Origin of the sequence: Aliiroseovarius sp. YM-037 (assembly GCF_048060095.1) — a bacterium.
Classification (GTDB): Bacteria; Pseudomonadota; Alphaproteobacteria; order Rhodobacterales; family Rhodobacteraceae; genus JBLUOA01.
The window spans coordinates 214053-229869 of sequence record NZ_JBLUOA010000001.1 but is presented as its reverse complement, the minus strand read 5'-3'; the positions used below and the strand labels follow the sequence as shown (position 1 = coordinate 229869).

At 60.5% G+C, this 15817-nt stretch carries 10 protein-coding genes; 6 read left to right on the top strand and 4 right to left on the bottom strand.

What is annotated here, in order from left to right:
- Window positions 1-19: 19 nt before the first annotated feature.
- From ACEWPJ_RS01110 to galE, 4 genes are all read right to left on the bottom strand, one after another.
- Window positions 20-1000 (bottom strand): glycosyltransferase, encoded by a 981-nt coding sequence (locus tag ACEWPJ_RS01110; protein ID WP_416510314.1) that lies wholly within the window; start codon window positions 998-1000, stop codon window positions 20-22.
- A complete protein-coding gene (locus tag ACEWPJ_RS01105) occupies window positions 997-1842 on the bottom strand; it encodes a sulfotransferase domain-containing protein (RefSeq protein WP_416510313.1) in 846 nt (281 codons plus the stop codon). The genes ACEWPJ_RS01110 and ACEWPJ_RS01105 overlap by 4 nt, the downstream gene beginning before the upstream one ends.
- Before the next feature lie 3 nt (window positions 1843-1845).
- On the bottom strand, window positions 1846-2832 hold the full coding sequence (locus ACEWPJ_RS01100; RefSeq protein WP_416510312.1) for a glycosyltransferase family 2 protein: 987 nt from the start codon (window positions 2830-2832) through the stop codon (window positions 1846-1848).
- Between the two features lie 123 nt (window positions 2833-2955).
- Window positions 2956-3957, bottom strand: a complete 1002-nt coding sequence (gene galE, locus ACEWPJ_RS01095; RefSeq protein ID WP_416510311.1) for a UDP-glucose 4-epimerase GalE — start codon at window positions 3955-3957, stop codon at window positions 2956-2958.
- 222 nt (window positions 3958-4179) lie between these two features.
- Here galE and ACEWPJ_RS01090 point away from each other — a divergent pair, with 222 nt between their 5' ends.
- From ACEWPJ_RS01090 to ACEWPJ_RS01065, 6 genes are all read left to right on the top strand, one after another.
- Window positions 4180-5004 carry a WecB/TagA/CpsF family glycosyltransferase gene (locus ACEWPJ_RS01090; protein WP_416510310.1) on the top strand — a complete coding sequence of 275 codons (825 nt, stop codon included), beginning with the start codon at window positions 4180-4182 and terminating at the stop codon, window positions 5002-5004.
- A complete protein-coding gene (locus ACEWPJ_RS01085) occupies window positions 5001-5567 on the top strand; it encodes a serine acetyltransferase (RefSeq protein ID WP_416510309.1) in 567 nt (188 codons plus the stop codon). The genes ACEWPJ_RS01090 and ACEWPJ_RS01085 overlap by 4 nt, the downstream gene beginning before the upstream one ends.
- 37 nt (window positions 5568-5604) lie before the next feature.
- Window positions 5605-7140: a hypothetical protein gene (locus ACEWPJ_RS01080; RefSeq protein WP_416510308.1), complete on the top strand. Its 1536-nt coding sequence runs from the start codon at window positions 5605-5607 to the stop codon at window positions 7138-7140.
- Window positions 7141-7284: 144 nt separating this feature from the next.
- On the top strand, window positions 7285-8208 hold the full coding sequence (locus ACEWPJ_RS01075) for a hypothetical protein (protein ID WP_416510307.1): 924 nt from the start codon (window positions 7285-7287) through the stop codon (window positions 8206-8208).
- Between the two features lie 124 nt (window positions 8209-8332).
- Entirely contained in the window at window positions 8333-14803 is a 6471-nt protein-coding gene (locus ACEWPJ_RS01070) for a type I polyketide synthase (protein ID WP_416510306.1), read from the top strand.
- Between the two features lie 4 nt (window positions 14804-14807).
- Window positions 14808-15815: a glycosyltransferase family 2 protein gene (locus ACEWPJ_RS01065; protein WP_416510305.1), complete on the top strand. Its 1008-nt coding sequence runs from the start codon at window positions 14808-14810 to the stop codon at window positions 15813-15815.
- Window positions 15816-15817 lie beyond the last annotated feature (2 nt).

Here is a 15817-nt window from a genome sequence, read left to right as displayed (position 1 = left end):
ACAATCAGATCCGATCTGTTTATTTGTATTCAATGATGTTCATTTTATGACCCCGCAAACGGCGCCAGAAATATGTTGCCATGCCGATAATGTTCGGGAACTTGGACAGGGACAGAAATACTCCCTGATGCGCGGCCTCGCCCGATGGCAGGCCGTCACGCTCCAACCCCTTTACGGTGCGCCAGTAAGACACGACATAAGCAAGCGCAACCAGCAGAAGCACCCAAGGCGCAACGAACAGCGCGATCAATGCGATCAGCGGCAGCAGCCCACCAAAGATCAGCACGCGGCGGCGTTCAGGGCCGAAATACCCGTCGTGCATATCGCCGACCTGTGCGAAGGCATGGCCAGTTCTGACCGCACGGCGCCACCATTCCGAAAACCGGGTCATCGCGGCGTCGTGCCGGGTCATCGCCAGTGGCAGGCGGCGAAGTTTCCAGCCCGCCTTGCCGACACGCACGCAAAACTCATCATCCTCACCGGCGATGACGACCGGGTTGAACCCACCGACTTCTTGAAACGCAGTGCTGCGCACCATCATGTCGCCACCACAGGCGACAATCTCGCCAGCCGGGCGGTGCCATTCGAAATCGCAAATCGCGTTGTAGATGCTGTGGTCGCGGTGAATCTCTGACCGCCAGCCGGTAACGATGCCAAGCTTGTCGTCGCGATCCAGTTCCGCCTTGCCCGCCGCGATCCAGCCCGGCTCAACCCCGCAATCACCATCCACGAACTGCACGTAGTCGGGCAGGCTGCCGGTTGCGGCCAGCGCCTCAAACCCCTCGGTGCGGGCGCGTGCGGCTGTGAATGGCACAGTAGTATCAAGTTCGACGATCAGCGCGCCACGGGCCTTCGCCTCGGCCAAACTGTTATCGGTCGACCCGGAATCCACATAGACAAGCGGCACCCCCGCATCGACCAGTGAATCGAGGCACCGGACAAGACGTTCGCCTTCATTGCGGCCGATAATGACCGCGCCAACTGTTGTTTCGTCTGTCATCGGTTCACGAATGGATAGCTAGAGGAAAGGCCCGTCGCGTCAGAATGAAGCCCGATCAGCCGCTGGTAGTCAGCCGCAAAGGTCTTTTCCAATGACGCCTTCAGCGCGTCGGAAACGGTCGGGCGGGTCCGCATCTGTCGTCCCTTCTTGATCTTGTCTCGAATGGATTTGGGCACCAGTGTCCGCCGCATAAATGCCGCGACGGGATTGTCAAAAATGAGGCCATGAAGTGGAAATCGTCTAATCCGCTCGGCCGACACGTTTTCCGCCGCGCGGTCATCGCGCCATTTCGGGTCGCCCGTGTAGCCCAGAAACGCACAGACTTCTTTAAGCACGGCATCCGGGTTTTCAAACAGTTTTTCCTGGCTTGAGATAAAGACGTTTTCGGCCCCAAAGCGTTCAATGTAGGGCGAGATCTGTTCCGCATATCGGCTGTAGGCGATCAGTTCCGGGTGATGGGCGAAGGCATCGTCGATATCACCGCCCATATTCCCCATCGACCATTCGTGAATATATTGGGACACCGCGCGGGCGATCGGGTTTCTGATCATATAGATGATCTTGGGGTTCGGCACGGCATCGGCGATGCGGGACAGGGAGTCGGGATAGGTCGGCAGCTTGGTGTAATGCGTGCTGACCTCGCCCTTGATGTCGGACGGGTTGGCGGCGGCGAACAGATCCTCATACCAGCCTAGGCCGTTGGCGTAGTTTGGGTCATCGGAGAAAAAATTCGTCTCCTGCTCATCCGCCATGTAGATGCCGGACTGGTTCGCAAGCTGCGCGGCAAGCGTGCTGGTGCCGCACTTCATCGCACCAACGATAAGAAAATCTGGAAGCGCCATCTGTTATCTACCTTCCGCACGCCGGTCGCCAAGCGGCGTCAGGGCATTTGTCCAAATATCGCGTAGTTCGGCCCGGTTTGCCTTTGGGATCGGCTTGCCTACCAGCCGCCGCAGGTTGGCGATGCAACGGCCAGCCAGCCACAGGGCGTTCGCCAGATACAACCCTATCAAGCCGTGAGCCTGATAAAAGAACCGGGTGCGCGAGGCATAGTAATAGGCCGGCAGTCGTTCGAAATCCCGCGCGCGTTGCTTTACGGGGCCGCTGCCGCCGCGAAAATGCACGGCGCGGGCGTCGGGGACATAGGCGATGGTCCACCCGGCCTTCCGCGCCTTCCAGCAATAGGCGACGTCTTCGAAATAGAGGAAATAGCCTTCATCCATCGTGCCGACCGCTTCGACCATGTCGTGTCGCAACAGAATGCACGCAAAGCTGGCCCAGCCGATCTGATCCTGCGCCGGGGGCATTTCGATGGGGATGTCATAACGGTGAAGCAGTTTCGACACAGGGCCTGTATCCGCGCCCCGGATCAATTCGCTTGCCGGGGTTGGGAAACGGAAGCAACTGTTCTGAACTTCGCCGTCGTCAAACTCCAACCGTGGGGCCAGCAAGCCAGCCTCGGGCTGAGCCTCTGCCGCCGCAAGGATCGCCTTGAAAAATCCGGGCCGTAGCAAAGCGTCGGAATTGAGGACGAGGTAGAATTCCGCCTCCGCCACGCCGATTCCCTGATTATGACCGCCGGAAAAGCCGGAATTGCTATCCGACCGAAGCAAACTGATTGGCGTCGTTGGGGGCTGGTCGGCAATCCACGCTTCGATCTTCTCTGCCGATCCATCGCCCGACGCATTGTCGACCACGACCACATGCACTGCCTGACCCTCGATATCATCCAGAACAGAACAAACGCACTGAATCGTAAGATCAGCGGTTTTGTAATTGATGATGGAGACCAGAACCCTGAGGCGACTGGTCGGGGCAAGACTCTTCAACACGGATCCCAATCATAGGATTGATGCAACGCAACTTCTTGGTGGCGTTTATATTAACCCCTGCGTTTGACACAAGCTTGTCCCCCGTGTGGGCCGGCAGCTGTGGCTTTCCGCCAACTCCCGGCGTCAGTCTTTGCCGGAAAACGCCCAGTTGCTTTCGCACATGGATTTCAGGCCATGCCGCGCCTCAAACCCCAGCAGGGATTTGGCAAGAGCGGTCTTAGCATAGGACACCGCGGCGTCGCCGGGTCGGGGATCGACGATTTCATGCGGGATGGGTCGGCCAATGACGTCTTCGTAGGTTCGCAGCACCTCCAGAACGCTATAACCGCGTCCCGTTCCGAGGTTCACAAGGTGGCTCTGCCCCTCGTTCAATAGCGCATTCAACGACAGCACATGCCCCTCGGCCAGATCGAGCACATGGATATAATCGCGGATGCCCGTCCCGTCCGGCGTCGGATAGGCACCGCCGAACACCATCAGTTTGTCGAGTTGCCGATTTGCGACGCGCGCGATAACCGGGACGAGGTTTGTGGGCGGAAGGCTCGGGTCTTCGCCGATCAGGCCAGACGGGTGCGCGCCGACCGGGTTGAAATACCGCAGGATACCCGTGCGCAAAGCAGGGTTCGCGGCGGCGATGCTTGTCAGAAATTCCTCGCCGAACAGCTTTGTCCGCGCATAGACGTTCTGCGGAGCGGGCGGAGTGTCTTCGGCAATCGGGATGTCGTCGGTGCTGCCGTAAACCGCGGCGCTTGATGAAAACACGATGGCATTGACCCCATGCGCCTGCATCGCCGCGGCAACATGGATCAGACCGGAACAGTTCGTCTGATGATAGCCAAGCGGGTCGGCATCGCTTTCCGGCACACTTTTCAGCGCGGCGTAATGGACGACGGCGTCGAAGTCTCGCCCTTCAAACGCGGCCATCACCGCCTGTTCATCGCGAATATCGCATTCGATCAGCTTGATCGGCGTGCCGGTGATCTGCTCAAGCCGCGCCGGAACCGTCTTTTGCGCATTCTCGAAATTGTCGAGGATTGTCACGTCATAGCCCGCCGAAACCAGCGCAACATAGGTGTGCGACCCGATAAATCCGGCCCCACCTGTCAAGAGAACGCGCTTTTTCATTCCAGTTCCTGTTCTTCCTCTGATGCCGCGGCGGGTTCCAAACCTGCCCTCAGCTATAAGCCCAATGCGGCGAAATTGAGATTTTGAGCACGGGCGCCTTCGCCGCGCTTAAAAATCGTGGGCGGCGGATCGTCAAGGTGAAGCGGTGTTATAAATCCACCGCTCAGGCCATATCTTCGCCACTCTTCGCTAGAATAATGGACAAAATAGGGACCTTCGGCCATGAACACCGGGTGGATGGGCGAATATGTGATGAGTGAGACAATGAAAGACGAGATACCCAGCAGGCAGCGATCCAGCGCCGAGGGCGACGCGCTGTCGATGCTGAACACGCCCTCGCAGGCGGCGCTGCTGGACAGTATCGAAACCCACCTGCGCGATGGGCGCGGGTTCGCGGTTGCGACACTGAACCTTGATCACATTGTCAAAATGCGGCGCGACGCTGCGTTCAAGACGGCCTACGCCCAGCACAGCCATATCGTCGCGGACGGCAACCCGGTCGTCTGGCTCTCAAAGATCGCGGGCCGCCCGGCAGAGCTTGTGCCGGGGTCCGAACTTATCGAACCGCTGGCCGCGCTCGCGGCGCGGCTTGATGCGCCGATTGCGATGCTTGGCGCGACGCAGGAAACGCTAGACACCGCCGCGGCCCAGTTGGAAGCCGACCACCCCGGCCTGCGCGTTGTCGCACGGATTGCGCCGCCCTATGGCTTTGACCCAGAAGGCGCCGCCGCGGGAAAGTGCCTGAAGCAGATCGGAGAGTCCGGCGCGCGGATGTGCTTTCTGGCCCTCGGCGCGCCCAAGCAGGAACGTCTGGCCGCTCGTGCCACGACCGATCTGCCGAACTGCGGGTTCGTGTCGATCGGCGCGGGCCTCGACTTTATCGCCGGCAGCCAGACCCGCGCGCCGCGATGGGTCCGAAAAATCGCGATGGAGTGGTTCTGGCGCATGGTGACGAACCCCAAGCGGCTCGCCAAACGGTATTGGGATTGCATCGTTATCCTGCCGGGCCTCGCGCTAAAAGCGCTCTTCCAACGGCGATCCGCGTGACAACCTCGGACACAGATACCGCCTATCGGCATCGGCAAGACCCCTGGGTCTCGGCATCCGAAGCGGACTGGTCGCGAGAGGTTCCAAGAACGTGGTGGGATCCCTCGCGCAAACTGATCCGCAGCATCAGGCGTTATCAGGCGCTCAGCGAAAAGGGTGGAGTTTGGGCGAAGGCCCATCGCAAATGGTGGGTCATCGTTCATCGCTTCTGGTCGATTATCACGCAGTCCGAAATCGACCTGACCGCACAGATCGGCGGCGGTCTGATTTTGCCGCATCCGACGGGTATCGTCATTCATCCCGACGTGATCATAGGCCCGAATTGCCTGATCTTTCACCACGTGACAATCGGAAGAACCGCGAACGCACAGCGCGTGGCAACGATCGGGGGGCATGTCGATATTGGCGCAGGGGCCGCGATTCTCGGACCGATCACGGTATCGGACCACGTATTGATCGGCGCAAACGCGGTTGTCACGCACGACGTGCCTGCACGCCACGTTGCCTTTGGAATTCCCGCCAAGGTTCGACCGCGCGATGACATGTATACTGAAAAGAAATAACCACAGAAGAGGTGCGACCAAGGCGCACCTTTCGGGTTTGGTTGCGTGCGGAATTGCCGTTCTGCTTGCAACACTGCCGAACGCCGTTGTTGCTGGCGATGTTCAACTCAAACCTCAAGACATCGTCGATCTCGGCCCGCTGGGTTTGCGAGCGCCCGGACTGACTCTGCCTGCCAGCGAACCCGAAAGCCCGGTGATCGGTGGTAACGTAGACGAACCCGGAGCGGGCCTCTTGCGGCGGTTACTTGTGCAAGGGAAAGCGGCGGGGTTTGCGGGTTTGCTTTATGACAATCGGGATCGAGGCCATTCCGCCCTTCCCCCCGACCTGTTCCCCGGACTGACCCGCGTGACCTATGGGCCTGAGTTGCAGGCGTCTGACATCGGCTACGGCCTTGCCGGGCAACTGCTGTTCCCGGTGCCAACCCTCGGCAATTCATCAACCGCTCTGACGGACGGCCCAGCGCCGCGAAGCCTGCCCCGGCAGGCGATGACGTCGGCGTCTGGTCCCTCCAACGCCTTCCGCGCCTATGCGGCGAACCACCTTTATGTCTATCCAGAACACCGGGACCACGACGCAGCCGATCTGTTCCCCGCCAACTGGCCTTATACGGTGACGACCCAAGGCTCCTCCGGGTCTGACCAGCCGTTTCTGCGGGCGCTGTTGATGAGCGTCGCGGCGTTCCGCCCGGAAACGCGCCAGCGGCTGAAAGAGGAAAACCTGATCGCGCCGACGCTGCAAATGCTGCTGCGGCGCAACCAGACCGGGGTTTATGACGCAGAGAACTATTTGCTCGGCGCGACCCATCCAACGGTTTTCGACGCGGCACGGCTATCGCCGGAGCGCATGATCTCTCACGCCGCCGCGCTTTTGCCAGAAGACATCCCACCTATGGTGCGTCTGCGGGTTGAGGAGGACACGTTTTCGACCAGCGCGGGCCTCGCCAATCTGTCGGAGCGCTTGTTCACAACCCCCGCCGCCGTCGCCCGCGTCTGGCGCGGTTTCGATACGCCGCGCGAGATGGTGATTTCAGCGAATGGAACCGTTGACCCGAACGACCGTGATCTGACGTTCTCTTGGGTGCTTCTGCGCGGTAATCCTGATGCGGTGCAGATCACCCCGCTCGATCAGACCGGAACACGGGCGCGGATTGAATTCGGCTGGCAAGACGCCCGACCGATCAACCGGAGAGAGCCACGCCTGTCACCGCGCGTCGATATCGGTGTGTTTGCGTGGAATGGCCTCCAATTCAGTGCGCCCGCTTTCGTCTCGGTCAGTTTTCCGACGCATCAGGTCAGGCGTTACGACGATGCGGGGCGGTTACTCTCAATCGACTACGACGCCGTTGGGCGCGGGGCGGCGTTCGATCCGATCCTGCATTGGTCTGCGGGTTGGCGTGATACGTTCCGCTATGATGAGGGCGGAACCCTCATCGGTTGGGATCGCACGGATGCGAGCGGCGACCCCCGCCGATTCGACCAAAACGGCAATACCGCAGACGGCCAGCCCGTCGCTTATGAACTGGGGATGCGCGACGGCAAGACGCAACTTTCGGAAACCGCCCCGCAGCAGTGAGGCGTTTCCTAAAGGAAAATCTTGCGATATGATGGGGTCGGCCGCTATTCTGCGTCCGCAATTACGAACGACCCTATTTTAGAAATACGCATTTGAACCCGGTTTGATTGTTCAAACCAATATAGAAACAAAGGAATATCGAAGATGTTATCGGTACCCCGGTTATTGTGTTCAACACTCCGCCCGCCTGCTTTGCTGGCCTTGGCCATCCTGATCGGATTTTCGGCCCCAGCCACTGCCCAATCCTCAGACACGAATCCCGGACGCCCGCTGACCGCGCGGACGATCCATTCGGGCCACAGCCTGACCGACCCGATCCCAGACCTGCTTCGGCAGATGGTGACGGTGTCCGGCGTGCGGGGTGCGGTCGTGGACCGCTCCACAATCGCCGGAAGCCCGATGGAAGCGCGCTGGGAACACCGCCCGCATGAGTCCATGCCGGACGCGAAATCCGAGATCGCGAATTACGATACGCTTATCATTACAGAGCGTGTTCCGCTGTCGAACACGATGCCTTGGCACAACTCAGAAACCGTTACACTTCAATGGTTTGAACATGCGTGGAACCGTGGTAATGGCGGCGACGGGGCGGAAACCATCCTTTACGCAAGCTGGCCCGAAATCAGCAGCGGGCCGGATTGGGACAACCCCTATAACGACCCCGAAGGCCATATCCCGTGGCGCGAAAGGCTGCCGCTTGAAATGGCGCGGTGGGAACAGATCGCGGATTACGTTAACGCCAATCGGCCCGAAGGATCGCCCGCTTTGCGCGTGGTGCCTGGGCCGCTGATCTTTGGCGCGGCGTATGACGACATTCAGGCCGGCCGCGCGCCGGGTGTGCGCAGCATCGCGAATTTCTTTACCGACGATATCCACACCAACGATTGGGGCACCTACCTGATCTCGGTCGCGCATTTCGCGGTCGTCTATGGCCGCGATCCGCGCGGACTGCCGCACCGGTTGGGCCAGCAACGCCCCCCAACGCCCGAGATGGCGGACTGGATGCAGGAAGTCGTCTGGAAAGTCGTGACCGAATACGACCGGACGGGGATTCGCGTTGGTCAGTAGCGTTACTTTACAGGCGCATCACCGCAGATTCCGACCAATTTCAAAAAAGACAGGTGATTGCCCCAAAAGCACCCGATTCTGTTGATAATCGGGTAAGGTTCCATAAGATTGTTTAGGTTAATTCATGGATGGCTCAGCAAAGAATATCTCCGTCAGAGATAGCGATATCGCAATTGTCGGCATGGCCGCCCATTTTCCGGGGGCTGCGTCGATTGATGCGTATTGGTCGAACTTGCGCGATGGAATTGAGTCGATCCGCAAACTGACCGAAGACGAACTGCGCGCCAGTGGCGAAGCGCCGCATCTGCTGAACCGCCCGGATTACGTGCCGCACGCCTCGGTGCTTGAAGGGTTCGAACAGTTCGATGCCGAGTTCTTCGGCTTTTCGCCGAAAGAGGCCGCGATCATGGACCCGCAGCACCGCCAGTTTCTGGAGGTCGCTTGGGAAGCACTGGAAAACGCCGGCCATCCGCCTGAGAATTTCGACGGTCCCGTTGGGGTCTACGCGGGCTGCGGGATGGGCAGCTATTTCTATTTCAACATCTGCTCCAACCCCGATCTGGTCGACAATGTCGGGATGTTCTTGCTGCGTCACACTGGCAACGACAAGGATTTCCTTTCGACCCGGATGAGCCATGTGTTCGACCTGAAAGGACCAAGCGTCAACGTCCAGACCGCGTGTTCCACATCGCTTGTCGCCACCCACTACGCCTGCCAATCGCTGATCACCGGCGAATGCGATATGGCGCTGGCCGGGGGTGTCACCATCGAACTGCCGCACGCACGGGGGTATGTCTTCAAGGAAGGCGAAATTCTATCGCCCGACGGCCATTGCCACGCCTTTGATCACCGCGCCGAAGGGACGGTTTTCGGGTCCGGTGCCGGAGTCGTCGTGCTGCGCCGCCTGTCGGATGCGATTGAAGACGGGGATCACATCTGGGCCGTTATCCGCGGCAGCGCGATCAACAATGATGGGGCCGACAAGGCCGGATACCTCGCGCCCTCCGTCGATGGTCAGGCCACCGCGATTGCCGAAGCGCATGCGATGGCCGAGGTGGATGCAGACACGCTCGACTACATCGAATGTCACGGGACCGGAACCTATCTGGGCGACCCGATCGAAGTCGCCGCGCTGACGCAGGCGTTTTCGGAAACGACGGACGAAACCGGGTTCTGCCGGATCGGATCGGTCAAGACGAATATCGGCCACCTCGACACGGCCGCCGGGGCGGCCAGCCTTATCAAGACGGCGCTGTCGCTTCATCACCGGCAGATTCCGCCAAGCCTTGGATACGAAGCGCCGAACCCCGCGATCGATTTCGACGGCAGCCCGTTCTTCGTCAACGACAAGCTGACCGACTGGACGCCGCACAAGGGCGCGCGCCGGGCGGGAGTTAACTCGCTGGGCGTCGGTGGCACGAACGCGCATGTGGTGCTTGAGGAAGCCCCCGAACGCGCGCAATCCGAACCGTCGGACTGGCCCTTCCAGATATTGACCGTTTCGGCCCGGTCCAAAGGCGCGCTTGACGACAACGCTAGTGCGCTTGCCGAACACCTTCGGGCGCATCCCGAACAGCCGCTGGCCGATATCGCGTGGACGCTGAAGGAAGGCCGTCGCGGGTTTGAAAAGCGCCGCGTGATTGTCGCCGAAACGCACGAACAAGCCGCGAGCCTTCTTGAAGAAAACGATCCACGCCGGGTCTTCACCCACTCGGTCGTTGCAGACAAGCCCGACGCGGTGTTCATGTTTCCCGGCGGCGGTGCGCAATACGCAGGCATGGCACGTGACCTGTATGAGACCGAGCCGGTGTTTCAAGACTGGATGGATCGCGGTCTGGAGGTTCTGCAACCAAAGCTCGATTACGACATCCGCGCCGTCTGGCTGCCAGAGGACGGAGAGCTTGAGCAGGCCGATGAACGGCTGAAAACGCCCTCGGTGCAACTGCCGCTGATCATGATCGTCGAATACGCGCTGGCACAGCTTTGGATGTCTTGGGGCGTTCAGCCTGCCGCTTTGGTCGGCCATTCGATGGGCGAAAACACCGCCGCCTGTCTGGCTGGCGTGATGTCGTTCGAGGATTGTATCGGCCTTGTCCACCTGCGCGGCCAACTATTTGATACGATCCCAGCCGGCGGAATGCTGAGCGTCGCGATGCCCGCGGAAGATTTGGAAAAACGTCTGGGCGACGACCTCGACCTCGCCGCCGTCAATGCCCCGCAACTAAGTGTAGCGACCGGACCGCAAGCCGCGCTCGATACATTGGAAGCAGCGCTGACCGCCGAAGACATCGACTGTCAGCGTATTCCAATCGACATCGCCGCCCATTCCCGGATGCTTGAGCCGATCCTGAAACCGTTTGGCGACTACCTTCGGTCTATCACGCTGAATGCGCCGGAGATGCCGATCATCTCAAACCGATCCGGCGATGTTCTGACAGACGCTGAGGCCACGGACCCGGAATACTGGGTCGGCCACCTACGGAACACCGTGCGGTTCGCAGATTGCATCACCAAGCTCTCCGAAAACCCGGACCGCGTGTTTATTGAAGTCGGCCCCGGCAAGGCTCTGGCGTCGCTGACCGGGCAACACGACAAGGTCAATGCCAATCAGGTCATCAGCAGCCTGCGCCACCCGAACGATCCGGTGGCGGACGACGCTTATTTTATGGCGATGCTCGGCCGCATCTGGGCGACCGGAGGAACCTTCGACTGGGATCAGATCTGGGGCGAAGCACGACGCAATCGCGTGCCGCTGCCAACCTATGCCTTCCAACGTGCGCCTTATTTCATCGAACCCGGCACGGCACTGACCGATACCGCAGTCGAATGGCTGATGCGCAATGACGACCCTGATGGCTGGGGCTATCGTCCCGCCTGGGTGCCGCGCTATGCCGATTGCGATATCGACGTAACGTCCGACCTTAGCGGCGCAACAAAGGAAACATGGCTATTCTTCGCGGACGACGCTGGGCTGTGCACGAAACTGGCGGACCGCCTTGAAAATGCGGGCCATCAGGTCGTGACCGTCTATCCCGGTGATGCCTTTGCCCGGCTTGACGAAAACCGCTACGTGTTGGCGCCGGAACGCGGGCGCGAAAGCTATGACGCGCTGATCCGCGAACTTGTCGCGATTGATCGTGTGCCGACGCGGATCGTCCATGGCTGGCTTGTCACCCAAGACGAAAGCTTCCGCCCCGGCAGCAGCTTTTTCCACCGCACGCAAGAACACGGATTCTACAGCCTTCTGTTCCTTGCCCAAGCCATCGGCGGGGAAGATTTGCCGATGCCGATGCACCTGTCCGTGCTGACGTCGGATGCGATGCAGGTCAAAGACGAAACGCTGCGCTTCCCTGAAAAATCAACGGTGATCGGACCGACGCGGGTGATCCCGAGGGAATTTCCGGGGATAAGCTGCGCGGTCCTTGATATCGGAATGCCCGACCGCCCACGCAAAGCGGGCAAGGGGCAAGCGGCACAAGCGCTCGATCAATTGGCCGTGCAGGTGCTTGAGGATGTGCTGGCCCAGCCCGCGAACCTGACGGCAGCGCTGCGGGGTGAAAAGCGGTTTGAACTGACCTATCGCGCGCAGGAATTGGCCGAACCCGACGCGGACACGCTGAAACTGCGGGACCGTGGGGTTTACTTCATCACCGGTGGCTTTGGCGGGATCGGGCTTTCGATTGCCAATGCCCTTGTCCATGACGAGGCGGCACGGATTGTGCTTTTGTCACGCAACGCCCTTCCGCCGCGCGAGCAATGGGAAAACCGTCTGCAAAACGCCGCCCCGCAGGACAGCATCGCCCGGCGCATACGTGCTGTTCAGCAATTGGAAGAGGCGGGCGGCGAAGTGCTGTGCCTTGCCGCCGATGTCAGCAATGTCGAAGACATGCGCGAGGCGGTTGCGACCGCCACCGAGAAATTTGGAAAGATCAACGGCGTGATCCACGCTGCCGGTCTGGTTGACGATGCGCCGATCATGGCAAAATCGATGACCGATATCGAAGATGTCTTCACTCCGAAGATCCACGGCACGCAGGTTCTGGATACCCTGTTCCCGGATGGATCGCTCGATTGGATGGTGCTGTTTTCCTCAACCTCGACCGTTACAGCCCCAATTGGGCAGGTCGATTATGTTGCAGCGAACGAATATCTCAACGCCTTTGCGAAATCCCGCGCGGGTGGGCAAACGCGCGTTGTTGCGATCAACTGGGGCATCTGGTCGGATGTCGGCATGGCCGCCGACGCGATGGAGGCGCGGACGGGTTCGCAGACCCCGCCGCCCGTCACCCCGGCCGAGGTTCCGATGCTGGATGAGGCGACGTTTGACGCCGACGGCAACCGCCAATTCAATGCGACTTACGCAACCCGTGACCGCTGGTTCCTTGACGAACACCGCACAAAGGCGGGCGACGCCTTGCTGCCCGGCACCGGATATCTTGAACTTGCCGCCGAAGCGTTGCAAGCGCAGGGCGAAACCTCTGCCTTTGAAATCCGCGACCTCTACTTCCTGCGTCCGCTTGCCGTTGCCGAGGGCACGCCGCAATCCGTGCGCGTCCGCCTGCCGCGCGATGAGGCCGGATATGAATTCGCCGTTGAAAGCGGCACCGCGAACCGGTTTGAGGCGAACGCCCAAGCCAACCTGTCGCTACTTCCGCTGGACCCGCCAAGCCCGATTGACATCGACACTGTCAAATCCCGCTGCGAAAAGGTGAAGCGCGCGGCGGATGGCGCGCGGCTGACATCGTGTCAGGAAGAACACCTTGCGTTCGGTCCGCGTTGGAAGGTCTTGCAATCGACCGCTTTGGGCGATGGCGAAGGGATCGCGCATCTTAGCCTGCAAGACGCCTACCGCGACGATCTTGAGGCCGGATACCGGCTGCATCCGGGCCTGATGGATTTGGCGACCGGTTGGGCGATGGAGCTGATCGCCGGATATAAACCAACCTACCTTTGGGTGCCGGTGTCGTATCAATCCGTCCGGGTTTACCGCGCACTTCCGGCTGAGATTGTCAGTTGGGTCCGCAATGCGGGCGAAAACCGCGCCGACGGTGAAATGGCGGCCTTTGACGTGACCATCACGACGCCCGAAGGCGAGGTTTGCGTCGACATCAAGGGCTTTTCGATCCGCCGTATGGAAAGCGTGTCAGGCTTTGCAACCAGTGCGCCCGAGGAAACGTCAGACGCCAGCGCCGTCGATGCGCCGCGCCCGTTGTCCCCGGCCGAAGAACGCCTGCGCCACAATCTGTCGCAAGGCATCCGCGCCGATGAAGGGGCGGATGCGTTCTTCCGAGCGCTTGGCACGGGTTTGCCGCAAGTCATCGTCTCATCGCTCGACCTCAACGGGTTGATCGAGCAGGCCGCCGACACGAACGACGACGCTGAAAGCAGCGAACAGAAATTCCAGCGGCCTGAGCTTGATTCCGACTACGTCGCCCCCGAAAACCCGATTGAAGAACGGCTGGCCGCGATGTGGCAAGACCTGCTTGGCGTCGATCAGGTTGGGGTTGAGGATAGCTTCTTCGACCTTGGCGGGCATTCCCTGATCGCGGTGCGCCTGTTCGCGCAGGTGCGTAAGGCGTATCAGGTGGATTTCCCGATTTCGGTGCTGTTTGAGGCTCCGACGATCCGAAAATGCGCGGCCCTGATTGCAGCACAAGGCGTTGTCGATGATGCCGACGCGCCGGCCGACAGCAAAGGCACCGCAGCCCCCGCACCGACACGGCGGTTCACCCATCTTGTGCCGATGCACTCGGGCGAAGGCGGGTCGAAAACGCCGTTCTTCCTTGTCGCCGGGATGTTCGGCAACGTACTGAACCTTCGGCATCTGGCGCATCTTCTGGGCGTCGATCGCCCGTTCTACGGGCTTCAGGCGCGGGGGCTTTACGGGGACGAAGAACCGCATACCTCAATCGTTGAAGCGGCCCGTGACTACATCGCTGAAATGCGGACGGTGCAGCCCGAAGGCCCCTATATGGTCGGCGGCTTCTCGGGGGGCGGGATCACCGCCTACGAAATCGCGCAACAATTGACCGCTGCGGGCGAAGAGGTGAGCGCGGTCGTCTTTCTTGACACGCCGCTGCCGGTTCGCCCACCACTTTCTGCCCGCGACCGGGCGTCGATCCAGTGGCAGGAACTGCGCAAAAAGGGCGTCAGCTATCCGTTCAAATGGATCGCCCGTCGTATCCGTTGGGAGATCGACAAGCGCCGCGGCCATGATGAAGACACCGCGACCGAACTCGGCCAACAGTTCCACGATGCGGCGATTGAGGCTGCGTTCATGGACAGCGTCGGACGGTATGAGGTCGCGCCATGGTCCGGCCCGATCACCCTGTTTCGCCCGCCAATGGTCGGCACATGGCATGTTTCGGGCGGTCGCCTCGTCAATCACGAACGGCAATATGTGCTGCCCGATAATGACTGGACGAAATGGGCGCCCGAGCTCGACGTGTTTGAGGTGCCCGGCGATCACGATTCAATGGTGTTGGAGCCGAATGTCCGCGTTCTCGCCGACCGGATGAAACGGGTGATCGAAGCCGCCGAACGCAAGGCAACCGGCCAAGGACCCCGCGTCGTGACACAGGAGGCCGCGGAGTAATCTGATGACCCGGCCCACCGTTCTGACAATCATCCTGAACTACAAGACCGCCCCGATGACCTGCCGCGCGGCAGAGGCGGCGGTCAAGGCAATGAACGGAATCGCGGGTGAGATCGTGATCGTCGACAACGACTCCGGCGATGGATCGTTTGACGAAATGACAGCCTTTGTCGCGGACAACGGTTGGACCAAGGACAACCGGGTGCGGGTGCTGCAATCTGGCCGGAATGGCGGGTTTGGCGCGGGCAACAATGTCGGCATCCGCGCGGGGCTGAGCAATGGGCAAAGTCCGGATTACGTCTATGTCCAGAACTCTGACGCGTTTCCGGCGCCGGATGCGATCCATTTGCTGCTGGATCGTCTGGAAGCTACACCCGCGGCCGGGTTCGCCGGAAGCTACATTCACGGCGAAGAGGGCGACGCGCACCTGACGACCTTCCGCTTCCCGTCCATCGCGAGCGAGTTTGAATCCGCGATCCGGTTCGGCCCTGTCACCCGTTTGCTGGGCAAACGCGCCGTTCCTGTCCCAACGCCCGCTGAAAGTTGTGAAGTTGACTGGCTTGCCGGAGCCAGCCTGATGATGCGTCAAAGCGTTCTGAATAACATCGGCGTTTTCGACGAAACCTTCTTTCTTTATTTCGAAGAAACCGACCTGTGTCGCCGCGCTCAGATGGCGGGCCACAAAACGCTGTTCGTCCGCGAAAGCGAGGTTGCGCATATCGGGTCCGTCTCGACCGGAATGAAGTCGTGGCGCCGCGTGCCCGGCTACTGGTTTGATTCCCGTCTGCACTATTTCACCAAGAACCACGGGGCGCTTTATGCCGCTGGTGCGACGCTCGCCTACTTCGCAGGTGGCGCGTTGCATCGTCTGCGGTGCTTTATCACGCGCCGCGAAACCGGCGATCCGCCCGGATTTCTGTGGACGATGGTTTCGCATGATCTATCGGCCCTTATCCGGGCCCCGTTTTCGTCGCGCAAGACCGCGACCCCAGCCCCAATGACCGGAGAATAAAC

What these genes read in the sequence shown, in the direction of transcription:
- ACEWPJ_RS01110 (WP_416510314.1), bottom strand. Translation starts at nt 1,000, where the DNA reads ATGACAGACGAAACAACAGTTGGCGCGGTCATTATCGGCCGCAATGAA.
- ACEWPJ_RS01105 (WP_416510313.1), bottom strand. Translation starts at nt 1,842, where the DNA reads ATGGCGCTTCCAGATTTTCTTATCGTTGGTGCGATGAAGTGCGGCACC.
- galE (WP_416510311.1), bottom strand. Translation starts at nt 3,957, where the DNA reads ATGAAAAAGCGCGTTCTCTTGACAGGTGGGGCCGGATTTATCGGGTCG.
- ACEWPJ_RS01090 (WP_416510310.1), top strand. Translation starts at nt 4,180, where the DNA reads ATGAACACCGGGTGGATGGGCGAATATGTGATGAGTGAGACAATGAAA.
- ACEWPJ_RS01075 (WP_416510307.1), top strand. Translation starts at nt 7,285, where the DNA reads ATGTTATCGGTACCCCGGTTATTGTGTTCAACACTCCGCCCGCCTGCT.
- ACEWPJ_RS01070 (WP_416510306.1), top strand. Translation starts at nt 8,333, where the DNA reads ATGGATGGCTCAGCAAAGAATATCTCCGTCAGAGATAGCGATATCGCA.
- ACEWPJ_RS01065 (WP_416510305.1), top strand. Translation starts at nt 14,808, where the DNA reads ATGACCCGGCCCACCGTTCTGACAATCATCCTGAACTACAAGACCGCC.